Below are 4,715 nucleotides of genomic sequence, written 5' to 3' on the forward strand. Positions count from 1 at the left end.
GGGGCCCCGCACGGGCCGTCGCCCCCCCGGCCACCGCCGCGGGTGCCGGCCGGGCCCGCGGCGCAGGGCGCGGCCCCGCGCTCTCCGTCGCCGCGGCCACCTCCGTCGCCACGCCCCGCGTCATGGCGCGCACGGCCGGCGCCCTCTGGTCGTCGGCCGGCGCCATCGGCTTCGTCGGGGTCGGGGACGCGGCCGCCTTCTCCGGCCGCTCGACGATCCTCGTCATGGCCGCCCTGGCGCTCGCCGCGGGCGTCGTCATCGGGCTGCGGGCGCACACCTGGCCGCGGGGGTCCTTCCACGTCATCGCCGCCGGCGGCGCGGTCGTCATCACCGCCGGCACCGCCCTGGCGGCCTCCGCGCCGATCGGCGGGGCCATCGCCGGCCTCTACCTCTTCGTCGTCCTCGACGCGTTCCTCTTCTTCCCGTGGCGGACGGCGGCCGCGCACCTGGCGGCGACCGCCGCCCTGCACGCGCTCGTCGCCGCCGCGACGGGCCAGTCCGTCGTCCTCGCGCTCCTCATGCAGGTCACGTTCGCCGCGGCGGGCGCGCTCGTCGGCTGGCTCGTGCGCGCCGCCGCGGAGGCGACGGTCGACCCGGTCACCGGTCTGATGAACCGGGCCGGCCTCGACCGGGTGCTCGCCGAGCACCTGCGCGGGTCCGAGGCGCCGTCCTCCGCCGTCGTCCTCCTCGACCTCGACGGCTTCCGGGGCCTCAACGAGGGCGCCGGGGTGGAGGCCGGGGACCACCTCCTGCGCACGGTGGCGCAGCGCACCGCGCGCGCCGCCGGCCCGTCCGCCACGGTGGCCCGTTCGGGGAGCGACGAGTTCGCGGTGCTCCTGCCGGGGCTCGACGAGGACGCCGCGGTCCGGGTCGCCGACGCCCTCCGGGCCGCCCTGCCGACGTCCGCGTCCGCCGGGGTCGCGGTGCCGGTGCGCGGCGACAGCCCGGCCAGCCTCGTGCACCGGGCCAAGGGCGCCACGTACGAGGCCCTCGAGCGCGGCGGCGCGCGCACGGTCGTCGCCGCGGAGGCCGACGGCGGCGGGGCCCGCCTGCGCGCCGCGCTCCGGGCCGGTGAGCTGGCCGTGCACTTCCAGCCCGTCGTGCTGCCCGGCGACGGCACCGTGGTCAGCGCCGAGGCGCTCGTGCGGTGGTTCGACCCCGTGCGCGGCACGGTCCCGCCCGACTGCTTCGTGCCCGTCGCCGAGCGGGACGGGTCCGTCGTCGAGCTCGGGCGCTGGGTGCTGGTGCGGGCCGTGCAGCAGCTCGCGGACTGGCGGGGGCGGGCGGGGCTGCCGCAGTCCGTGGCCGTCAACGTCTCGCACCGCGAGCTGTGCGACCCCGCGTGGGCCGGGGCGACCCTCGCGCTGCTGCGGGCCGCGGGGCTGCCGCCGCAGGCGCTCGTCGTCGAGGTGACGGAGACGACCCTCGGGCGGGACGAGGACAGCGTCCGCGCGAACCTCGTCGCCGTCCGCGACGCGGGCGTGGAGGTGTCGGTCGACGACTTCGGCACGGGCTGGTCCTCGCTCAGCCGCCTCGAGGAGCTGCCCGTGACGCAGCTCAAGGTCGACCGGAGCTTCGTCGCCCGGCTCGGCGACGGCGTCACCGCCACCCCCGTGCTCGAGGCGATCGTGCAGCTCGCCCGCGGGCTGGGGCTGACCGTCGTGGCCGAGGGCGTCGAGACGGCCGAGCAGGCACGGGCCGTGGCGGACCTGGGCTGCACGCTCGCCCAGGGCTGGCACTTCGGGCGCCCCGTCCCCGCGGCCCACCTCGGCGCACCGCCCACCGCCTGAGCCGGCCCCCGCGCCGGTGCGGCGGCGCGTCGAGCCGCGCGTCGGGCCGTCGGGCGGCGCGTCAGGCGGGGACGGGGGGCCGCATGCGCGACGTGACGCCGAGCAGCAGGTCCGTGGCCTCCGGCTCGCCGACGCTCACCCGCACGCCGTCGCCGGCGAAGGGCCGCACGAGCACGCCCGCCTCACCCGCGGCCGCCGCGAACGCCGACGCGCCGTCACCCAGCGGCAGCCACACGAAGTTCGCCTCGGACGCCGGCACGTCCCAGCCCTGCTCGCGCAGCCCGGCGAGCATCCGCGCGCGCTCGGCGACGACCGCCTCGACGCGGGTGCGCATCTCCGCGCCGGCCCGCAGCGACGCGAGGGCCGCGACCTGCGCGAGCGCGTTCACCCCGAACGGGGTCGACGCCGCCCGCACGCCGGCGGCGAGCCGGGCCCGCGCGAGCGCGTACCCCACGCGCAGCCCCGCCAGGCCGTACGCCTTCGAGAACGTGCGCAGCACGACGACGTTGGGGTGCTCCGCGAGCACCGCGAGGCCGTCGACCGCGTCGGGGTCGCGGACGAACTCGACGTACGCCTCGTCGACGACGACCAGCACGTCCCCCGGCACCGCCGCCAGCAGGGCGTCGAGCTCCGCCGCGTGCACCGCGGGGCCCGTCGGGTTGTTCGGGGTGCAGACGAGGACGACCCGCGTGCGCGGGGTGACCGCCGCGGCCATGGCCGGCAGGTCGAGGCGGGCGCCGGGTGCGAGCGGGACGGGCACGGGCACCGCGCCGGCCAGCCGCACCGCGATGGGGTAGGCCTCGAAGGAGCGCCACGGCAGCACGACCTCGTCGCCGGTCTCGCAGACCGCGTCGAGGACGTGCTCGAGCACCGCCACCGAGCCGCACCCCGCCACCACCTGGTCCGGCCGCACCCCGTGGTGCTCCGCGAGCGCCTCGACGAGGTCCGTCGCGTACATGTCGGGGTAGCGGTTCAGGTCCGCCGCCGCGTCCACCACGGCGGCGACCACCGACGGCAGCGGCGGGAACGGGTTCTCGTTGGAGGAGAGCTTGAACGCCGCCGCACCGACGGGCACTCGTGCCCCGGGCACGTACGGGGGCAGCTCGGACAGGGCCCGGCGCAGGGGGACGCGGCGTGCGGCTCGGCTCACGGGGCCAGGATGCCACCCGCGGCCGCGGGCCCCGGTGGCAGGATCGGCGCATGGGGTTCGTCGCGCGGGTGCTGCTGTCCGGCGTGGCGATCGGCGTCGCCACGCTCCTCCTGCCGGGGCTGGAGATCGTCGGCGCGGCGGGCGTCGCCGCCCGGGTGGGCGTCGTGCTCCTCGTCGCGCTCGTGTTCGGCCTGGTGAACGCCGTCGTGAAGCCGGTCGTCGCCCTGCTGTCCCTGCCGCTGTACGTGCTGACGCTCGGGCTGTTCCACCTCGTGGTGAACGCCCTCATGCTCCTGCTCACGGCCCGGCTCACCGAGCTGACCTCCTGGGGGCTGCGCGTGGACGGCTTCGGCTCGGCCTTCGTCGGCGCGCTGATCGTGTCCGTCGTGAGCTGGCTGCTGTCCGCGCTCCTGTCCGACGAGCGCCACCGCGCCCGCCGCACCTGACCGCACCTGACCGCACCTGACCGCGCCGCTGCCGTGCCGGGCTCCCGCGCCGGACCGGCCGCGCCGGCGCTCCGCCCGCCGGCCGGGCCCCTCACGGCGCCGGCCGGGTGAGGCGCCACACCTGCGTCGTCACGACCGTGCCCGGAGGGCCGAGGACCTCCGCCAGCGCCCCGGCGACACCGTCACCCCCGTCCGCGGACAGCCCGGGGTGGCCCGCGGCCTGCCGCGCGGTCCGGACGTAGGCGCCCAGCCCGTGACCACCGTCCACGGGCGTGCCGTCGCCCGACGGCGGGGCCGCGCCCGGCCGGACCACCGTGACGTCGACCGCCACCCGGTCCGGCCGCCCGTCGAGCTGCGGCACGGGGTCGGCGGCGTGCCGGTAGTGCCGCGTCGGCACGCCGGGCGGCGGGCCGGGGACGTCCGGCGCCCCGGCGGTGACCACCGCCCGCGCCCCGGGCAGCCCGGCGGCGGCCAGCGCCTGGACGACCATGCCGCCCTGGCTGTGCCCGACGAGCACGACGGGCTCCCCCGCGGCCCCGGCGCGCCGCAGGACCTCGCGGGCGCCCGCGGTCACCTCGTCGGGCAGCCCGGCGACGAGACGCAGGTTCGTCGCCGTGTCGGCCGGCACGGGCGAGCCCGCGCCCCAGGTGACGGTCCCCGGGACGAGCAGCACCCAGGCGCGCCCGCCGCCGGGGTGGTCGTAGCGCTGGAGGCCGAGCACCGCGTCGGGGGCACCGGGCCGGCAGGCCCAGCGCGTGCGCACCGCACCGAGCGCGACGAGCAGGTCGGCGGCGTCGCGCGCCGGCGGCGGCTGCGGCGCGTGGCCCAGGCGCTCGACGACGGGGGTCCGGACGGGCGGCAGAGCAGCTGCCAGGTGCGCGGCCAGGCCGGGCACCCCCGCCCGCCCGGCGGCGACGGGCCCGGTGCCGGCAGCCCCGCCGAGCGCCAGGCCGAGGCCCTGGACGGCGGCGAGCGGGACGCCCGCCGCGACCGCGGCCGCCAGCGCCGCGCCGAGGCCCCCGGCAGGCCCGGAGACGCCGGGCACCCCGGGCACCCCGCCCTCCAGCAGCGCCGCCACCCCCCACGCCGCCGAGCGGACGGACGCCAGCAGGCGGGCGGCCGCGGCGTCGGCGTCGGCCCACACCGCCCGCACCGCCCGCAGGTCCGCCGCGAGGGCGGACGCCGACGCCGCGAGGGCGGCCGCTCCGCCCAACGGTGCCGTGGCCGCCGCGAGGTGGGCGCGCACCGCCGCGCCCCACCGGTGCCCGCCGCCCGCGCCGTCCCAGCCGGCCCAGCCGGCCCAGCCGTCCGCCGCGAGCGCCGTCGGGA

3 protein-coding genes and 1 pseudogene are annotated in these 4,715 nt (G+C 79.9%); 2 read left to right on the forward strand and 2 right to left on the reverse strand.

The genetic code is table 11. From position 1 onward, the window contains the following. A partial coding sequence (locus tag EJA20_RS17970) for a putative bifunctional diguanylate cyclase/phosphodiesterase (RefSeq protein WP_205687574.1) occupies positions 1-1,790 on the forward strand: 1,790 nt, incomplete at its 5' end. Between the two features lie 61 nt (positions 1,791-1,851). Here the strand turns inward: EJA20_RS17970 and hisC are convergent. Next, positions 1,852-2,940 (reverse strand): histidinol-phosphate transaminase, encoded by a 1,089-nt coding sequence (hisC, locus tag EJA20_RS17975; RefSeq protein WP_129339886.1) that lies wholly within the window; start codon positions 2,938-2,940, stop codon positions 1,852-1,854. 50 nt (positions 2,941-2,990) lie between these two features. On the opposite strand from hisC, the gene EJA20_RS17980 reads away from it, so the two are divergent. Beyond that, the gene (locus EJA20_RS17980; RefSeq protein WP_129339887.1) at positions 2,991-3,386 is read left to right on the forward strand and encodes a phage holin family protein; all 396 of its coding nucleotides are present in this window, start codon (positions 2,991-2,993) and stop codon (positions 3,384-3,386) included. A gap of 91 nt (positions 3,387-3,477) precedes the next feature. Here the strand turns inward: EJA20_RS17980 and EJA20_RS18900 are convergent. Further along, positions 3,478-4,715, reverse strand: a pseudogene (locus EJA20_RS18900) (hypothetical protein); the annotation flags it as partial.

The organism is Cellulomonas endophytica (assembly GCF_004123805.1).
Lineage (GTDB): Bacteria > Actinomycetota > Actinomycetes > Actinomycetales > Cellulomonadaceae > Cellulomonas > Cellulomonas endophytica.